Origin of the sequence: Streptomyces sp. NBC_01283 (assembly GCF_041435335.1) — a bacterium.
In the GTDB taxonomy this organism is placed as follows: domain Bacteria; phylum Actinomycetota; class Actinomycetes; order Streptomycetales; family Streptomycetaceae; genus Streptomyces.
Window position 1 is genome coordinate 2,133,153 of record NZ_CP108430.1, and the last position, 17,138, is coordinate 2,150,290.

16 protein-coding genes are annotated in these 17,138 nt (G+C 70.9%); 7 read left to right on the forward strand and 9 right to left on the reverse strand.

Annotated features, from left to right (window positions below):
- Positions 1–9: 9 nt before the first annotated feature.
- Positions 10–969, reverse strand: a complete 960-nt coding sequence (sigJ, locus tag OG302_RS09660; RefSeq protein ID WP_371526391.1) for an RNA polymerase sigma factor SigJ — start codon at positions 967–969, stop codon at positions 10–12.
- 221 nt (positions 970–1,190) lie between these two features.
- Between sigJ and OG302_RS09665 the strand changes: the two genes are divergently transcribed.
- On the forward strand, positions 1,191–1,664 hold the full coding sequence (locus OG302_RS09665) for a carboxymuconolactone decarboxylase family protein (RefSeq protein WP_371526392.1): 474 nt from the start codon (positions 1,191–1,193) through the stop codon (positions 1,662–1,664).
- Between the two features lie 87 nt (positions 1,665–1,751).
- Complete coding sequence (locus tag OG302_RS09670) at positions 1,752–2,297, forward strand: YceI family protein (protein WP_371526393.1); 546 nt, start codon at positions 1,752–1,754, stop codon at positions 2,295–2,297.
- Between the two features lie 28 nt (positions 2,298–2,325).
- On the opposite strand, the gene OG302_RS09675 is transcribed toward OG302_RS09670, so the two are convergent.
- The 6 genes from OG302_RS09675 to OG302_RS09700 form a co-directional block, all read right to left on the reverse strand.
- A complete protein-coding gene (locus OG302_RS09675) occupies positions 2,326–3,342 on the reverse strand; it encodes a TIGR03842 family LLM class F420-dependent oxidoreductase (RefSeq protein WP_371526394.1) in 1,017 nt (338 codons plus the stop codon).
- 11 nt (positions 3,343–3,353) lie between these two features.
- On the reverse strand, positions 3,354–4,757 hold the full coding sequence (gene hydA / locus OG302_RS09680) for a dihydropyrimidinase (protein WP_371526395.1): 1,404 nt from the start codon (positions 4,755–4,757) through the stop codon (positions 3,354–3,356).
- An 81-nt stretch (positions 4,758–4,838) separates the two neighbouring features.
- The gene (locus OG302_RS09685) at positions 4,839–6,122 is read right to left on the reverse strand and encodes an aspartate aminotransferase family protein (RefSeq protein ID WP_371526396.1); all 1,284 of its coding nucleotides are present in this window, start codon (positions 6,120–6,122) and stop codon (positions 4,839–4,841) included.
- Entirely contained in the window at positions 6,119–6,961 is an 843-nt protein-coding gene (locus tag OG302_RS09690; protein ID WP_371526397.1) for a nitrilase-related carbon-nitrogen hydrolase, read from the reverse strand. Before OG302_RS09690 ends, OG302_RS09685 begins: the two co-directional genes overlap by 4 nt.
- 191 nt (positions 6,962–7,152) lie before the next feature.
- Entirely contained in the window at positions 7,153–8,850 is a 1,698-nt protein-coding gene (locus OG302_RS09695) for a hypothetical protein (protein ID WP_371526398.1), read from the reverse strand.
- A 106-nt stretch (positions 8,851–8,956) separates the two neighbouring features.
- Positions 8,957–9,550: a TetR/AcrR family transcriptional regulator gene (locus tag OG302_RS09700; protein ID WP_371750075.1), complete on the reverse strand. Its 594-nt coding sequence runs from the start codon at positions 9,548–9,550 to the stop codon at positions 8,957–8,959.
- A gap of 118 nt (positions 9,551–9,668) precedes the next feature.
- Between OG302_RS09700 and OG302_RS09705 the strand changes: the two genes are divergently transcribed.
- On the forward strand, positions 9,669–10,136 hold the full coding sequence (locus OG302_RS09705) for a nuclear transport factor 2 family protein (RefSeq protein WP_371526399.1): 468 nt from the start codon (positions 9,669–9,671) through the stop codon (positions 10,134–10,136).
- A complete protein-coding gene (locus tag OG302_RS09710; RefSeq protein WP_371526400.1) occupies positions 10,133–10,984 on the forward strand; it encodes an NAD(P)H-binding protein in 852 nt (283 codons plus the stop codon). Before OG302_RS09705 ends, OG302_RS09710 begins: the two co-directional genes overlap by 4 nt.
- 27 nt (positions 10,985–11,011) lie before the next feature.
- Here the strand turns inward: OG302_RS09710 and OG302_RS09715 are convergent, their stop codons facing one another.
- Together OG302_RS09715 and ggt are read right to left on the reverse strand one after the other, a co-directional pair.
- Positions 11,012–11,272: a helix-turn-helix domain-containing protein gene (locus tag OG302_RS09715; protein WP_371526401.1), complete on the reverse strand. Its 261-nt coding sequence runs from the start codon at positions 11,270–11,272 to the stop codon at positions 11,012–11,014.
- A 100-nt stretch (positions 11,273–11,372) separates the two neighbouring features.
- Positions 11,373–13,184 (reverse strand): gamma-glutamyltransferase, encoded by a 1,812-nt coding sequence (gene ggt, locus OG302_RS09720; RefSeq protein WP_371526402.1) that lies wholly within the window; start codon positions 13,182–13,184, stop codon positions 11,373–11,375.
- A 104-nt stretch (positions 13,185–13,288) separates the two neighbouring features.
- Here ggt and OG302_RS09725 point away from each other — a divergent pair, with 104 nt between their 5' ends.
- The 3 genes from OG302_RS09725 to OG302_RS09735 all read left to right on the forward strand — a co-directional run bounded on the left by OG302_RS09725 (position 13,289) and on the right by OG302_RS09735 (position 17,105).
- Positions 13,289–14,047 carry a hypothetical protein gene (locus OG302_RS09725; protein ID WP_371526403.1) on the forward strand — a complete coding sequence of 253 codons (759 nt, stop codon included), beginning with the start codon at positions 13,289–13,291 and terminating at the stop codon, positions 14,045–14,047.
- Between the two features lie 126 nt (positions 14,048–14,173).
- Entirely contained in the window at positions 14,174–15,373 is a 1,200-nt protein-coding gene (locus OG302_RS09730) for an Ig-like domain-containing protein (protein ID WP_371526404.1), read from the forward strand.
- A gap of 127 nt (positions 15,374–15,500) precedes the next feature.
- Positions 15,501–17,105, forward strand: a complete 1,605-nt coding sequence (locus tag OG302_RS09735; RefSeq protein ID WP_371526405.1) for a CocE/NonD family hydrolase — start codon at positions 15,501–15,503, stop codon at positions 17,103–17,105.
- Positions 17,106–17,138 lie beyond the last annotated feature (33 nt).

The window sequence follows — 17,138 nt, forward strand, 5'->3', positions numbered from 1 at the left end:
CTCGATTCATCAATACGACGTCCAGGGCCGTAGTTTCTCGGGGTTCCGTACCGCCCACATGCGCGTGATCCGGTCGCCCTCGATGTCGAAGGCCAGCACGGACGTGGTGACGCCGTCGTGCTGGACCACCAGTCCGGGCTGGCCGTTCACCGTGCGTTCCAGGATCGTCTGATCGAACGCCTGCTCGTCGATGACGGCGGAGACGGCGACCAGGTAACGCGCGATCTCCTCGCTTCCCACGAGGGGGCGGGGCGCGGAGTCGACCAGCCCTCCGCCGTCGGCGAGTGCCGTGGCGTCGGGGTCGAGGATACCGATGAGCGCGGCGATGTCCTTGGTTTCCCAGGCGTGCCTGAAGTCTCTGACGACGGCGGCGCGCCGGGCAGCCGACGGGGCGGGTACGTCCGAGGCACGGGTACGGCGGCGCGCCGACGAGGCGAGCCGGCGGCACGCCGCCGGGCTGCGTCCGACGATCTCGGCCACTTCCGCGAAGGAGTAGCGGAAGACGTCGTGCAGGATGAACGCGACGCGCTCGGCCGGGGTCATCGATTCGAGCACGACGAGGAAAGCCATGCTGACCGACTCGTCGAGAGTGACCCGGTCGGCCGGGTCGGCGGTCGCGCCGCCCTGCCGCCCGTCGGCCCACTCCGTGCGATCGGGCAGCGGCTCCGGGATCCATTCGCCCACGTAGCTCTCGCGCCGGACCCGCGCCGAGCGGAGCTGGTCGAGGCAGATGCGCCCGGCGACCCTCGTCAGCCAGCCGCCGGGGGATTCGATGGCCTGCTGCTGCCGCGGGGACATCGCGTACCAGCGGACGTAGGCCTCCTGTACGACGTCCTCGGCATCCGCCAGGGAGCCGAGGAGCCGGTACGCGAGATTGATCAACTGGCGCCGTTCGCCCATGACCGCACTCAGGCTCGCGTCGATCTGTCCGTCGATCTGTCCGTCGCCGGGCTCGAACTGGGTCCCCATGTGTCGCCGCTCCCTTGCCGCGTCAGCCGTCCCGCGTCCGACGCGACAGCCTCTCCCACTCCCGACGGGACAGCCCCTCGGAATGTGACGTCGCCCCCCCGCACCTCACATTTCGAGGGGCTGTCCCGTCGGTGCTGCAGGGACGACAACGATCCCGCCACCGGCCGGTCCGCCCGTCCACGGGGTGGACCGGCCGGACAGCCAAGAAAAGGGAGATCACCATGCAGGCCCGTCTCGACTTCCTCACCAATCCGGTCTCGGCCGGTGCCGTCAAGCACATCGCCCTCGCGGGCAGGTCGCTCCTGGAGTCGACGCTGCCGGCCGCGACGCGGGAGCTGGTCGAGCTCCGCGTCAGCCAGATCAACGGCTGCGGATTCTGCGTCGACATACACACCAAAGAAGCCGCGCACGCAGGAGAGACCCAGCAACGCCTTCACCTGGTCGCCGCCTGGCGCGAGGCCACGGTGTTCACCGACGCCGAACGGGCCGCCCTGGAGCTGGCGGAAGAGGGCACGCGGATCGCGGACGCCGCCGGTGGCGTCCCGGACGAGGTGTGGGCGAACGCAGCCAAGCACCACGACGAGGACCAGCTCGCCGCCCTGGTGTCGACCGTCGCCCTCATCAACGCCTTCAACCGCCTGAACGTCCTCACCCAGCACCCGGCGGGCGACTACAAGGTCGGCCAGTTCGGCTGACCCGGATCCACCACGGCTGGAGCCCCGGCCCGAGCGGCCGGGCCCAGCCGTCCACGCGCGATGACGAGAGAAGAGGCAGGAGGCACCATGCCCACCACCCTCAGCGCCGGCGAACTGACCGGCGCCTATGCACTCGACGCCGCCCGCTCCCGGGTCGGTTTCGTCGGCCGGCACACCATGTCCACCCGGGTCCGCGGGGAGTTCGAGGAGTACGAGGGCAGCGGCTACCTGTTCGGCGACCACCCGTCGAAGTCCAGCGCACGCCTCACCATCCGGGCGTCGAGCCTCCAGACGCACCACCGGCAGCGTGACGAACAGCTGCGCGGCACGTTCCTGGACACGGACCACCACCCCTCCATCAGCTTCGCCTCGACCGCGGTACGGCCGGTCGACGCGACCACCTACGAGGTCACCGGCGACCTGACGATGCGCGGCGTGACCAAGCCGGTCACCTTCCACGTCGAGCTGACCGCCGCCGAGTCGGACGCGCGGGGCGACATCCGGATCGGCCTCCTGGGCAGCGCCACCATCGACCGCAAGGACTGGGACCTGAACTGGAACGCCGCGACCTCCGTCCTCGTGAGCCCGAAGGTGACGCTGGAGTTCGACCTCATCGCCGTCCGGCAGCCCTGACCGCCCGACGGCCCGGCGATCGCTGCTCTCACGACAGGGCGGGGATGACCGTGGTGCCGTAGCCGTCGATGACCTCCTCGCGGGCGTCGTGCATCGCGTACAGCGCGAACTGGTCGACTCCCAGGCGCTTCAGCTCCTCCAGCTTGGCGATGTGCTGCTGTGCCGTGCCGATGAGGCAGAAGCGGTCCACGATGTCGTCGGGGACGAAGGCCGTGTCGGGGTTGTCGGCCCGGCCGTGGTGGGAGTAGTCGTAACCCTCGCGGGCCTTGATGTACTCGGTGAGAGCCTCGGGGACCAGGTCCGAGTGTTCGCCGTACTTCGCCACCAGGTCGGCCACGTGGTTGCCGACCATCCCCCCGAACCAGCGGCACTGCTCGCGGGCGTGGGCGAGCGCGGCAGGTGAGTCGTCCTGCGTGAGGTACGCGGGGGCCGCGACGCAGATCTTCACCGATGCCGGGTCGCGGCCCGCCGCCGCGGCGGCGTAGCGGACCGCCTTCACCATGGTCTCCGTCAGATACGGGTCGGCGAGCTGGAGGATGAAGCCGTCCGCCTCCTCGCCCGCCATCTTCAGCGCCTTGGGCCCGTACGCGGCCATCCACACCGGGAGTTCGGCGCCCTCGCCGATCCACGGGAAGCGGATCGTGGTGCCGCCCAGGTCCGCCTCCTCGCCCGAGGCCAGCGCGCGGATGACCTTCATCGCCTCGCTGATCCGGGCGAGGGTGTTCGGGGTGCGGCCCGCCACCCGCATCGCGCTGTCGCCGCGGCCGATGCCGCAGACGGTGCGGTTGCCGTACATGTCGTTGAGCGTGGCGAACGTGGAGGCCGTCACCTCCCAGGTGCGCGTGCCCGGGTTGGTGACCATCGGGCCGACGATCAGCCGTTCCGTGTGGGCCAGGATCTGGCTGTAGATGACGAAGGGTTCCTGCCACAGCACGGCCGAGTCGAAGGTCCAGCCGTAGCTGAAGCCGTTCCGCTCGGCGCGCTTCATCAGGCTGATGACCTGCGCGGCCGGCGGATCGGTCTGCAGGACGAGTCCGAAGTCCATGGTCGCGTCTCCTAGCCGAGGTACTGGGTGGTGGAGCGCGGGACGTACGCGCCGTGCCCGGCGTGGCCGGTGAACTTCCGCTGGTCGATGACCACTTCGCCCCGCGACAGGACCGTCTCCACCTGGCCCGTGACGCGCTTGCCCTCGTACGCGGAGTAGTCCACGTTCATGTGGTGCGTGTCCGCCGACATGACCTGCTCGGCGGCCGGGTCGTAGATGACGACGTCCGCGTCCGCGCCCGGCGCGATCGTGCCCTTCTTGCCGTACAGGCCGAACATCCGGGCCGGGCTCGCGCAGGCGATCTCGATCCAGCGGCGGCGGCCGATGTGCCCGTCCACCACGGCCTGGTGGAGGAGGTCCATGCGGTTCTCGACCCCCGGAAGACCGTTCGGGATCTTGGAGAAGTCCCCGCGGCCCAGTTCCTTCTGCCCCACGAAGCAGAACGGGCAGTGGTCCGTGGAGACCACCTGGAGGTCGTTCGTGCGCAGCCCGCGCCAGAGCGCGGCCTGGTGCTCGCGCGGTCGCAGCGGGGTCGAGCAGACGTACTTGGAACCCTCGAAGTCGGGCTCCGCGAGATTGTCCGTGGAGAGGAACAGATACTGCGGGCAGGTCTCCCCGAACACCGGCAGGCCCTCGTCGCGGGCCTTGGCCAGCTCGGCCACCGCCTCCTGCGCCGACACGTGCACCACGTACACCGGCGCGCCCGCCACCTGGGCGAGCTTGATCACCCGGTGCGTCGCCTCCGCCTCCAGGAGCGTCTTGCGCACCTCGCCGTGGTAGCGCGGATCCGTCTCGCCGCGGGCGAGGGCCTGCTCCACCAGGACGTCGATGGCGAGGCCGTTCTCCGCGTGCGTCATGATCAGCCCGCCGTTGACGGCGGCCCGCTGCATCGCCCGCAGGATCTGGCCGTCGTCGCTGAAGAAGACTCCGGGGTACGCGGTGAAGAGCTTGAAGGAGCTGACCCCTTCCTCGATGAGGTGGTCCATTTCCTTCAGGGTCCGCTCGTTGACGTCCGAGAGGATCATGTGGAAGCCGTAGTCGATCGCGCACTTGCCGTCCGCCTTCGCGTACCAGGCGTCGAGGCCCGCGCGCAGCGCCTGTCCCCGGGTCTGCACCGCGAAGTCCACGATGGTGGTGGTGCCGCCCCAGGCCGCGGCCCGGGTGCCCGTCTCGAAGTCGTCGGACGAGAACGTGCCGCCGAAGGGGAAGTCCATGTGCGTGTGCGCGTCGACTCCCCCCGGGATCACGTACTTGTGGGAGGCGTCTATGACGCGGTCCGCGGTCCACGCCTCGGCGGCGCCCGAGCCGTGTGCCGCGAGGGCCGCGATCCTGCCGTCCTCGATCAGCACGTCGGCGTGGGTCTCTTCGGCGGCGGTGATGACCAGTCCGCCGCGGATCAGGGTGCGGGTACTCATGATGGGGCGCTCCCTTTCATGCTCGTACGTTCGTGCGCGCAGGTACGTGCTGATACGTGCGGGTGCGTGCGGGTGCCTGAACTAGACGCTCCGCAGGGCCTGTTCGAGGATCGCCGCGCCTTCTTCCGCCTCCGCCACGGTCAGCGAGAGCGGCGGGGCGATGCGCAGGACGCTGGTGTCGTGGCCGCCGCCCTTGCCGATGAGGAGTCCTCCCTCGCGGGCCGCTTCGAGGACGGCGGACGCCGCCTGCGGATGGGCCTCGCCCGTCTCGGGGTTGATCAGCTCGATGCCGATCATCAGGCCCCGGCCGCGCACCTCGCGTACGACGGGCAGCTGGGCGCAGATGGCGCGCAGCCGCTCGATGAGCAGACCGCCGACGCGCCGCGCGTTGCCCTGGAGGTCGTGTTCCAGGAGATACGTGAGGTTGGCGAGGCCGGCCGCCATGGTGACCGGTGAGCCGCCGAAGGTCGAGATGGAGTTGGAGTCCAGGGAGTTCATGACCTCGGCGCTCGCGACCACACCGCCGATGGACATGCCGTTGCCGATGCCCTTGGCGAAGGTCAGGATGTCCGGCGGACCGCTCGCGGCATGCGCCTGCCAGCCCCAGAAGTGCTCGCCGGTGCGGCCCCAGCCGGTCTGCACCTCGTCCGAGATCCACAGGACGCCGTGCTCCCACAGGACTTCGCGGAAGGCGGCGTACAGTCCGTCCGGTGGTGAGGTGAAGCCGCCGACGCCCTGGATGGGCTCGGCGATCAGCGCCGCCACTCCCCCGCGCGCCTGCCCGAGCATGTCCTTCAGGTCGGCGACGCAGGCCTCGATGAACTCGGCGTCGCTGAGCGCGGCGTACGGCCCCCGGCTGCGGACGCCGCCGTGCACGTACAGCGTCTGGAGCGGCGAGAGGCTGGTCGGCGACCAGGCGTTGTTGCCGGTGATGCCGACTGCCGTGAAGGAACGGCCGTGGTAGCTGTTGCGCATCGCCAGGATCTGGTTCGAGCGGCGGTGCGAGGTGGCCAGGAGCAGGGCCGTGTCGTTGGCCTCGGTCCCCGATGTGGTGAAGAAGACCCGGGCGTCCGGGATGCCGGAGAGGCCCGCGACCCGCTCGGCGAGGTCGATCATCGGCCGGTTGAGGTAGAGCGTGGACGAGTGGATGATCCGTCCGGCCTGCTCGCTGACCGCCTTGGTGACCTCGGGCAGCGCGTGGGCGGTCATGGTGGTGAGGATGCCGCCGAAGAAGTCGAGGTACTGCTTGCCCTCCGCGTCCCAGACGCGGCGGCCCTCGCCGTGGGTGATCTCCAGCGGGTCAGCGTAGTAGAGGGCGAGCCACTCGGGCAGCACGGCCCGGTGGCGGGTGTGGAGGTCCTTCACGGCTGTACCAGTCCTTCGTACGCGTCGGGGCGGCGGTCGCGGTAGAACGCCCACTGCTGGCGTACTTCCTCGATGAGCCCCAGGTCCAGGTCCCTGACGACGAGTTCCTCGGCCTTGTCGCTCGCGGTCTCGCCGACGAACTGGCCGCGCGGGTCGACGAAGTACGACGTCCCGTAGAAGTCGTTGTCGCCGTACTCCTCGACGCCGACGCGGTTGATCGCGGCGATGAAGTACTCGTTGGCGACGGCCGCGGCGGGCTGTTCCAGCTGCCAGAGGTAGGCGGAGAGGCCGCGGGAGGTGGCGGAGGGGTTGTAGACGATCTGGGCGCCGTTCAGGCCGAGCTGGCGCCAGCCCTCGGGGAAGTGGCGGTCGTAGCAGATGTAGACGCCGACCTTGCCGACCGCCGTGTCGAAGACGGGCCAGCCCGCGTTCCCCGGCTTGAAGTAGTACTTCTCCCAGAAGCCCTTGACCTGGGGGATGTGGTGCTTGCGGTACTTGCCGAGATACGAGCCGTCGGAGTCGATCACGGCGGCGGTGTTGTAGTAGAACCCGGACTGCTCGACCTCGAAGACCGGGACGACTACGACCATGCCGGTCTCGCGGGCCAGCTCCCGCATCCGCGTGACGGTGGGTCCGTCCGGCACGGGCTCGGCCCAGCGGTAGTGCTCGGGCTCCTGCACCTGGCAGAAGTAGGGGGCGTTGAACACTTCCTGGAAGCCGATGATCTGCGCACCCTGGCGGGCCGCCTCGCGGGCGTGCTCCTCGTGCTTGGCAATCATGGATTCGGTGTCGCCTGTCCAGGTTGCCTGGACCAGTGCGGCGCGTACGACGTTGGCCATGAGCTGCTCCTTCGACGGGACGTCAGAGAGCTTCTACGCCCGTAGACTTGGTGCGTAGACAGGAAAACGTAAGCCTCCCCGACGGGCTGGGCAAGACCATCGCCGTGAACCGGCGGAGTCGATCATGTTTCGCACCCAAGCGGACGAGAAGCGGAAGACAACGCGCACGCACAACGGGTGCGTCAGGCGTGTCAGGCGCTGAATCCGGCAACGCGCAGCGCGTGCACGAGATCCCAGTGGCGCTCGTCCGACACTCCCTGGGCCGCCCGGAGGAGCTGCGGGATGAGGCGGTAGGGATCGGTGTGCGCGCACGCGGCCGCGTCCTCGGGGGTACGGACGCGGATGTAGGCGTCGAGCAGGGCACGGGCCTCGCGCTCACGGCCCGCGTCGATCAGCGCGAGCACCGCCTCGGCGATCTCCGGGGCGGGCCGGGAGACGCCCTGCCGCAGCAGCTTGCGGCAGTCGTCGGCGCGGCCCGCCCCGGCGAGGGCGTCGGCGAGCGCGACGAGCCGGTCGGGCGGCAGCGACGCGGCCTCCCAGAGCAGTGTCGACCAGTCGGCGCCGAGGCCCGCGCGGTGCAGCTCACCGGCGAACACGGGCAGGCGTGCCGCGGGCCAGCCCGCGGCCTCGACGAGTACGCCGTGCGCCTCGCCGCTGCGGCCCTCGCCCCGGAGCTTGATGAGCGCGGCGACGGCTTCGGCGGTGGCCCGCTCGGCGTCGCGGTCCGGCCCCGCGGAATCACCGCGCCCGCCTTCACCGGTGCCGCCCAGCCCCTCGGCGGCGTGCGCGAACCGCGCGCCGCGCGGGGTGTTCGCGGCGGGCGACTGCGCGGCCGACTCCGGTACGGCGACGGCCTCGGACCCGCCCTCGTCGTCGCTCTGCCCGGCGAACCCCGCGAAACGGGCGCCACGGGGGCGGCGCGGGCGACGGGACGTGTCACGCGACTTGCGGCCCTGCTTGGGGACGCGGGGTGCTTCGGGGGCGGCTGCGCCGGATGAGTCGGATGGGCCTGATGGGTCGGCCGACAGAGTGCGGGCGTCGGGGGCCGGGGCGCCCTCGTCCGGGAAGGTGCCGAACTCGGGCGTGCGGGTGCCGGGATGCGGCGAACCCGCGTCGAGGTCACCCGCCGTCGTGCCGAACCCGTCCGCGGCCCCGAACCCGTCCGCGGTCCGGGCCCCGAAGGCGTTCCGCGTCTGCTCCCCGAAGTCGTCGAACTCCTCGGCCCCGAGAGCAGCTCCGGCACCGAAAGCCGCCGGTCTGCTCCGGAAACCGCCCGCCCCTGCGTCAGGACCCGCCGCCGTCCCGTCCTCGAAGTCGTCCGCCCCCACGGCCGCGAAGTCGTCCGAGACCGGAGTGCCGAGGTCGACCCACTGCGGGCGGTCCGCCCGGTCCAACCGCTCGATGCGCTCCCGGAGTTCCGCGCACCGCGCGGTCGCCCGCTCGTGGTCGTCGCGGACCCAGGCCAGATCGCGGTTGAGCCGCTCCACCTCGTCCTGCGTGGCGGCCGCCGCGAGCGAGTAGCCCAGTTCCACCTGCCGTTCCACGGCGAACCGCTGCTCGGTGAGCATCATGTCGAGGCGCTCGCCGAGCAGCCCGCGCCCCCCGGCCCGCGCGTCGTACGCGGTGAGCGAGGCCGTGTGCAGCGCCCGCGCCCGCTCCGTCTCGCGCTCGGCGGCCTGCGCCCCGTACCCGGCGGCCAGATCGTGCAGCAGCGCCTCCACCACGTCCCAGGGGGGCACTTCCGAGCCATCCAGGCAGGCCTGCATCCCCTCGGGGTCCCGGGACCAGAACACGCCGCACCACCCGGCGCCCGGATCGAGCCGCGCCAGGAGGTCACGCAGGTACCTCGCGAACTCCCTGACCTGTTCCGGGAGTTGTCCAACTGCCATTCGAGCCAGCACCGCCCCATGGAGCCGGAAGTGTTCTGGTCCGGAAGATAACACCAGTCGTGTTACGGGACGGCTACACGCAGTTTTCCGGCCGCCCGGCAGCACCTCACACGCCGCTGCCCGCGCCGTGAGCGAGGACGGAGGCGCAGAGCGTCCGCAGGCCCGCGTGCAGTTGCGCGGGACCGGCGCCCTGGCTGGTCAGGTGCTCGACCAGGTCGCTGCGAACGGCGGCGAGCAGGGCGTGCGCGAGGTAGTCGGCATCCTCGCGCCCGTGTACGGCGGACAGCATTCCGGCGACTTCGGAGTGCCAGAGTCCGTACGCCGGATTGAGGTAGGGACTGCCGGCCCCCGCCCGCTCCAGGGCCAGCATCAGTGCGCGCTGGTTCAGCTTGAGGTCGAGGAGTGCGGCCATGAGCGCGGGCACCCGCTCGGCCACCGGTGTGCCGGGACCGAGCGGCGGCGGACCGTCGGTGACCTGTTCGCGCAGCTGCTGCGTCTCCTCGACGACCAGCGCGCCGATCAGGCCGATGCGGTCGGAGAAGTGCCGGAAGACCGTGCCCTTTCCGGCACCGGCGGCCTGGGCGATGTCGGCCATCTTGACGCTGTCGGGGTCGTCGGCGTCCTTGAACAGCCGGGCGGCGGCGGCCAGCAGCGCGGCCCTGTTGCGGACGGAGTCGGCTCTCTCCTTGCGGGCGGCGATGGTTCCTCCTCGATGAGTGCCCCATGGGCAGGGCGGGCGGGGCGAGCAGACCCCAGCATAAGTCGACCCCGGGTCCGGTACTTGTAAACGGACCCGGGGTCAGGTTAACGTCGCCGCCATGACGACACACCCCGCCACCGGGACGCCGCACACATCGGCGACCGACGTGTTCACCCGCTCCCTCGACCTCCTGCTCGCCAAGGACATCGACGGCTGGGTCGGCCTGTGGGCGCCGGACGGAATCTTCGAGTTCCCCTTCGCGCTCCCCGGAGCTCCGCGGCGACTCGTGGGCCGCGAGGCGGTACGCGACTACATGGCCGACTATCCCGACCACATCGACCTGCGGAGCTTCGAGGACCTGACCGTCCACCGCACCGACGACCCCGAGACGATCGTCGTGGAGCTGCGCGGCACCGGCCGGGCGGTCGCCACCGGACGCCCCTTCGACATGCCGTACATCCAGGTCGTCACGGTTCAGGAGGGCCGGATCACGCGCTTCCGCGACTACTGGAACGGCGCGCTGGCGGCCGACGTCTTCGACGGGGAGATCCCCGTGGGCGCCGCTCGCCCCGGAGAGGACCGATGACGATGCGCTTCCTGATCACCGGCGGTACGGGAACCACCGGCCGCCGCGTGGCGGCAGCCCTGGCCGGCCGGGGCATGTCCGTACGCCCCGGCAGCCGCACCCCGGCGCCGGACACCGACCAGGTCCGCTTCGACTGGGCCGACCCCGCCACGCACGGCCCCGCCCTCACCGGCGCGGACGGCGTCTATCTGGTGCCGCCCATCGGGGACGCCGCCCCGGCCCGGCTGATGGTGCCGTTCCTGGAGCGTGCGCTCGACGCGGGCGTCCGCCGCTTCGTGCTGCTGAGTTCCTCAGCCATCGCCGAGGGCGACCCAGGGGCGGGCGAAGTCCACCGGGCGCTGCGCCAACTGGCCCCGGAGTGGGCGGTGTTGCGCCCCTCGTGGTTCATGCAGAACTTCGTCACCCCGGGCCATCCGCACGTCGAGAGCATCCGCACCGCGGATGAGATCGTGACGGCCACCGGGCGCGGACGCGTGGCGTTCGTCGACGCGGACGACATCGCGGCCGTCGCCGTACGGGCCCTGACGGACGAGCGGCCGCACAACGCGGCACATCTGATCACCGGGCCACAGGCGCTCGGCTACTCGGATGTCGCGGAGGCCGTCTCCAAGGTCTCAGGGCGCGAGATCCGGCATCGCTCCGTCCCGGTCGCGGAGTTCCGCGAGCGGCTCTCGGCCACCGGGATGCCCGAGGCGTTCACTCATGTACTGGCGGCCATGGACGACGGCATCGCGCACGGGTCGGAGGACCGCGTGGACCCCACCGTCGAGCGGATCACCGGCCGGGCGGCCCGCAGCTTCGCGGACTTCGCCGTGGAGAACGCCGCCGCGTGGGCTCCCGCGCCGTAACCGCGAAGGCCCGCGGCGCGGTGTCACTCACACCGGTGCGAGCGGAACCAGCGCACAGGCCCGGGCGACCTCGTCCAGCGAGAGGCCGAGCGCGACGGCCAGCGCCGACACGGTGAAGAACGCGGGCGTGGGCGCCCGCCCCGTCTCGATCTTGCGGAGCGTCTCGGCGGAGAGCCCGGCGCTCGCGGCCACCTCCACCATGCTCCGCTCACCACGCGCGGCACGCAGGAGCCGGCCGAGCCGCTCGCCGCGTTCGCGCTCTTCAAGGGTCAGGGGGGTCCGCACCATGCGGTCAGTCTAGTCCGCCACCACCCAGAAGACCATTCTCATACCGGTATAGTTATTGGCGCAACCGCCGGGCGGGCCGGAGGGCCCGCCCGGCCCCGGCTCAGCCGGGGTGCACCACCATCGCCGACCCGCCACCGCGACGCGTCTTCTCCGCCGCGGCCAGCCACTTGCCGCCAGGCAGCCGCTGCACGCCCGTCGCGGCCCCGATCTCCGGGTTCTGCTTGAAGGAGTGGCCGATCGCTTCGAGGTCGGCCCGCAACGGGCTGTCCCAGAGCCCCGGCTCCAGCTCGGTCTGCGCGGCGTTGCGCTGACTCGCGCGCGGCGCGGCGATCGCGTCGACGAGCGGCAGGCCCCGGTCCACGAACCCGGTCAGGGTCTGCAGCACGGTGGTGATGATCGTGGCACCGCCGGGCGAGCCCAGGGCGACCAGCGGCTTCCCCTTCTCCAGGACGATCGTCGGCGCGATCGAGGACCGGGGCCGCTTGCCCGGACCCGGCAGGTTCGGGTCGTGCACGGCCGGGTCGGCCGGCGCGAAGGAGAAGTCGGTCAGTTCGTTGTTGAGCAGGAACCCGCGCCCCGGCACGGTGATCCCGCTGCCGCCCGTCGACTCGATGGTCAGGGTGTAGGCGACGACGTTGCCCCACTTGTCGGCAGCCGTGAGGTGCGTCGTGTTCTCGCCCTCGTACGTGGTCGGGGCCGCCTTGTCACCGGACCCGCAGTCCGCCGGGTCCCGCGGGTCGCCCGGCGCGAGCGGGCTCTTGAGGACCGCGTCGTCGCGGATCAGGCACTCCCGCGAGTCGGCGAACCGCTGCGAGAGCAGTTCCTTCGTCGGTACGTCCTCGAAGGCGGGGTCGCCCACCCACCGCCCGCGGTCGGCGAAGGCGACGCGGCTCGCCTCGATGTACCGGTGCAGGTACTTCTTCTTGGAGGCCTTCGAGAGGTCGGTCCGCTCAAGGATGTTGAGCGCCTCGCCGACCGTCGTGCCGCCGGAGGACGAGGGAGCCATCGAGTAGACGTCGAGCCCGCGGTAGGAGGTCTTCGTCGGCGCCTGCCGCTTCACCGCGTACGCCTTCAGGTCCTTCGCCGACAGGTCGCCGCGCCGGGCCACCCGCCCCGACGCAGGATCCACCGGCGGCTTGTTCACGGTCCGTACGACGTCCTTGCCGATGTCGCCCCGGTACATCGCCCCGACACCCTTGCGCCCCAGCTCCTCGTACGTCCGCGCGAGATCGGGGTTCTTGAAGGTCGAGCCGACCACGGGCAGCGCGCCACCGGGCAGGAACAGCTTCGCCGTGTCCGGGAAGTCGGCGAACCGGGCCTGGTTCGACTCGGTCTGCGAGCGGAAGGTGCCGTCCACGGTGAACCCGTCGCGCGCGAGCCGCTCCGCGGGCTTCAGGAGCGTGCCGAGCCGCTTGCTGCCCCATTTGTCGAGGGCGGACTGCCAGGTCGCGGGGGTGCCGGGGGTGCCCACGCCCAGGCCACTGGTGACGGCGTCCGCGAAGGGGATCGGTTTGCCGTCCTCCAGGAAGAGGCCGGAATCGGCGGTCCGCGGGGCCGTCTCGCGGCCGTCGATCGTGCTCACCTTGCCGCTCTTGGCGTCGTAGTGGACGAAGTAGCCGCCGCCCCCGACGCCCGCGGAGTAGGGCTCGGTCACGCCGAGGGCCGCCGCCGTGGCGACCGCCGCGTCCACCGCGTTGCCGCCCTTCTTCAGGACCTCGATCCCGGCGGCCGACGCGTCCGCGTCGACGCTGGAGACGGCACCGCCGTAGCCGACGGCCACCGGCACCTTCGGCGGGGACTGCGAAGCCTGTTCAGCCGAGCGCGGAGACGAAGGGGGCGCGGCCGCACCGACCGACACCAACACCCCTCCGACCGCCAATAGCGTCAGATTCCGTACGACAGCACGACGCATTCGTACCTCCAGTCAACAACCGTCCGCGCAGCGTAACTTCGGTCCCCCCGCCACGTCAGGACCCCCTCGAACACGGGTCCTAGAGCCCGCTAGCATGCGCCCCCATGACTGACGACGTGCGCACCATCGTCCTCGGCCTGGTCGCGGCCGGCCTCGGCGCCGTGCTGGGCTGGCTCGCCCGTACCTACCTCTGGCGGCGCAAGCTCCGCCGCAAGCAGGCCTTCTTCGGGCTGCCCGACAACTCCGAGTCGCTGCTCGTGGTGAACCGCGAGGCGGGCGGCCCCGAGCTGACCGTCGTACGCCACGACGTGTTCGCGCTCCTCGAACTCGCCGCGCTGATCAAGGACTGCGGCGCGCACGCCCAGCTCGTCGCCCATGACGCCGCCCAGCAGAGCTTCGGCGAGCGCACGGAATTCTGCGTCGGCTCCCCGGCCGCGAACCGCCGGATGGCCGCGCACATGCACTCCCTGCTGCCCGGCGTCCGCATCAACACCGAACCGGAGCCGGGCCCGGACCGCGGCGCCTTCCAGATCGGCAGCGAGCGGTACCGCATGGAGGGCGGCATCACGGAGTACGTGATCCTCGCGCGGCTCACCGCGGGGCAGGGGCAGGAGGCGAGACCCGTCTTCGTCTTCTGCGGCCAGCGCGCGATCACCAACCAGGCGGCCACCCGCTACCTCGCCCGCCACCACGAGCGCCTCGCCCGCAAGCATGGCGCCAACACGTTCGTGCTGCTCCTGAAGGTCGTCAACTCCCAGGCGTACGGCGCCGACGTCGTCGAGCTCGTCGGGGACGTCACACGCGCGGCCCAGACCCCGGCCCCGGCTGCCGCACTGCCGCGCAACTCCCACCGCGCGAAGTAGGCACCTGGCCGCTTGGCGCACATCCGGCCTCTGTGACCTATTCGGCAATTCAGGGCAAGAGGCAACCCACCGGGACCTTTGACCCTCTCTCCGTGCAGTTCCACATTCGCACGGAGGTACGTTCCCTTGAGGCTCCTGAGCTCGACGAGTCGCCGACGCCCCATACGCACCCGCCACACCGGGGCCGCGGTCACGGCCGCGGGTCTCGCGGCCCTTGCCGCCGCGCTGACCGCCTGTTCGGGCAGCACCCCGGCATCCGCCGACACCTCGATGAAGAAGCCGGACATATCGGTCAACCTCCAGGGCAAGCAGGCCAAGGCGGGCTCCCCGGTGAAGGTGAGGCTGGCCGACGGCAGGCTGAAGCAGGTCGAGGTCACCGATTCCGAGGGCGCGAAGCTCAGCGGCAAGGTCGCCGCGAACGGCACCACCTGGACCTCGGACCGCAAGGCGGTGCCCGGCACGTCGTACAAGGTCGAGGCGACCACGGACAAGGGCGGCAGCGCGCGGACCTCCTTCAGGACGGCCGCCCCGGAGCAGGTGAACAAGCTGTCCCTGACGCCCGGCAAGGGCACCACGGTCGGCGTCGCGCAGCCCCTCTCCGTCGTCTTCGACCACCCGGTGAAGAACAAGGCCGAGGTCGAGAAGCACCTGAAGGTGACGACCTCGAACGACACGACCGGATCCTGGGGCTGGATCAAGAACTACGACGGCAAGGACCGCGTCGACTGGCGCCCCAAGGAGTACTGGGAGTCCGGCACGAAGGTGAAGCTCGACGCCCGCCTCGGCGGCATCGACTCGGGCACCGGCGGCGGCTGGTTCGTCCGTGACTACGTCACCGGCTTCACGGTCGGCAAGAGCCAGAAGGTCAAGGTCGACCTCGACAGCAAGCAGGCCACGCTCGTGCGCGACGGCAAGAGCGTGAAGACCGTCCCGATGTCGGCGGGCACGCCCGGCGGCGACAAGGCGTCCTGGGGCGGCACGTCCGTCCTGATGGCCAAGGAGGGCACGATCAACATGCGCTCCGAGACGGTCGGGCTCGGCGACGCCTACGACAAGATGGTCGACAACTCGATGCGTCTGACCTGGTCGGGCATGTACGCGCACGCGGCCCCGTGGAACGCCTCGTACTTCGGCAACACCAACCACAGCTCGGGCTGCATCGGCATGAGCGACGGCGACGCCTCCTGGCTCTACGGCCAGGTCCGGGTCGGCGACCCCTTCGAGGTCTCCGGCAGCGGCTCGAAGGGCGTGCCGGACCCGGGCAACGGTTACGGCGAGTGGAACATCTCCTGGGCCGACTGGCAGGCGAAGAGCGCGCTGGGCTGAAGCTCCGCCGCACTGAAGTAGACAGCTCAACAATCGTTACCGGGGCGTAACTTACCGACGGGTTACCCCCGGTAAAGCCCCGAGGTTACCGTCGGGTCACTTTGCTTGCACGAGTAAGGAGTGACCCGTGGGACAACCCCGCAAGGCTCTGCGCACGACCACCGTGGGCGCCGCGTCGGCGGCGCTCGTCGCCGGCGCCGCCTTCGGCCTCGCCCCGGCGGCCCAGGCGGCCGGTGGAAACCCGTCGGCCGCTCCACGGGCGGCGAGCTCCACGGACGTGCGCTTCGTCGACATCCCCGGCGACGGCGGCACGATCCTCAAGGCGAACGTCTTCACCCCCGAGGGCGCCGCGGCCGGCGCCAAGTACCCCGCGATCGTGCTGCCCACCAGCTGGGCCATGCCGCAGGTCGAGTACGTCGCGCAGGCCCAGAAGCTCGCGAACTCCGGCTATGTCGTGGTCAGTTACAACTCGCGCGGCTTCTGGCAGTCCGGCGGCGAGATCGAGACCGGCGGCCCCGAGGACATCGCGGACGCCTCCAAGGTCATCGACTGGACCCTGGCGAACACCCCGGCCGACCCCGCGAAGGTGGGCATGGGCGGTGTCTCGTACGGCGCGGGCATCAGTCTGCTCGCCGCGGGGCACGACAAGCGGATCAAGGCCGTGGCCGCCCTCAGCGGCTGGGGCAACCTCATCGACTCGATCTACAGCGGCCGCACCCAGCACCGCCAGGCCGCCGGGCTGCTCGGCGGCGCCGGCGCCCTCACCGGCCGCCCCAGCCCCGAACTCCAGCAGACCCTCGACGACTTCCTCGCGTCCGACCTGGACAAGGAGGACGAGATGATCGCGTGGGGCAAGAAGCGCTCCCCCGCGACGTACATCGACCAGATCAACAAGAACGGCGCGGCCGTCATGCTCGGCAACGCCTGGGGCGACACGATCTTCCCGCCCAACCAATACGCCGCGTTCTACGAGCAGTTGACCGGACCCAAGCGCCTCGAATTCCGTCCGGGCGACCACGCGACCGCCGAGCTGACCGGCCTGCTCGGGCTGCCGAACGACACCTGGACCTCGACCCAGCGGTGGTTCGACCGCTATCTCAAGGGCGAGAAGAACGGCGTCGACAGCGAACAGCCCGTCCAGCTCAAGTCCCGATCCACCGGCGGCTACGAGGGCTATCCCGACTGGAAGTCCGTCGGCGCGACGAAGAAGAAGATCGACCTTGCGGGCTCCACCACGCTCCGCACGAACGTCGACTCGGGCGCCAACGGCGGCACCGTGCTGCTCTCGAACGCCCTGGACCAGTTCCTCAAGATCCCGCCGGTGGCCTCGATGCCGCTGCTCCCGCGGCGCTACGCGGGCGTCTGGCAGTCCGAGAAGTACGACACGGCCCAGCGGGTGCGCGGTACGGCGAAGCTGCACACGACGCTCACCAGCACCAAGGAGAGCGGCACCCTCGTCGCGTACCTCTACGACGTGGGCCCGCTCGGCCTCGGCAAGCTGGTCAGCAACGCGCCGTACACCTTCCACGGCAAGACTCCCGGCCGGCCGTTCGGCGTGGACCTGGAGTTGTTCTCCACGGCCTACGACGTACCGGCAGGCCACAGACTCGCCCTGGTGGTCGACACGGTCGACCCGCTCTACATCGAGCACAACCCGACCGGCGCACAGCTGACCTTCTCCTCGCCGGCGTCCGACCCGTCGTACGTGTCGGTCCCGCTGCGCGAACAGTGATCACCGGCTGCTGCCGGGTGGGCCCTGGCCCCT